Origin of the sequence: Streptomyces albidochromogenes (genome assembly GCF_005981925.1) — a bacterium.
Classification (GTDB): Bacteria; Actinomycetota; Actinomycetes; order Streptomycetales; family Streptomycetaceae; genus Streptomyces; species Streptomyces albidochromogenes.
In genome coordinates, this window is record NZ_VBVX01000762.1 from 1 (window position 1) to 433 (window position 433).

The 433-nt window shown below is 76.0% G+C and carries 1 protein-coding gene; it reads right to left on the minus strand.

Translation table 11 applies throughout. The features are described from left to right. Positions 1 to 433: bifunctional adenosylcobinamide kinase/adenosylcobinamide-phosphate guanylyltransferase (locus E2E34_RS35095; protein ID WP_138905811.1), on the minus strand; the 433-nt coding region annotated here is incomplete at both ends.

Here is a 433-nt window from a genome sequence, read left to right on the forward strand (position 1 = left end):
GCCACCACCAGCAGCACCTGCTCGCACTCACCGGCGAACGCCGCGTTCAGCCGTCCCAGTTCGTCGCGGAAGCGGCGGCCGCTCGCCGTGGCCGGTACGACGCCCGAGCCGACCTCGTTGCTCACCGCCACCACCGTCCGCCGCGTCCCGCGCACCGCGTCCACCAGCTCGGTCACCCGTTCCTCCAGCGCCCGCCGCCCGTGCGCCGCCCACTTCTCGTCGTCCCACGCCCCGACCCGGTCCATCGCGTCGGTCAGCCACAGCGCCAGGCAGTCGATCAGCAGCGGCGGACCCTGCGCCGCCAGCAGCGGAGCCAGCTCGCACGTCTCCTCCGTGCGCCACGCGCCCGGCCTGCGCTCCCGGTGCAGACCCACCCGCCGCGCCCACTCCGCGTCGCCCTCGCGCGCCCCGCTCGTGGCGACGTACACGACCT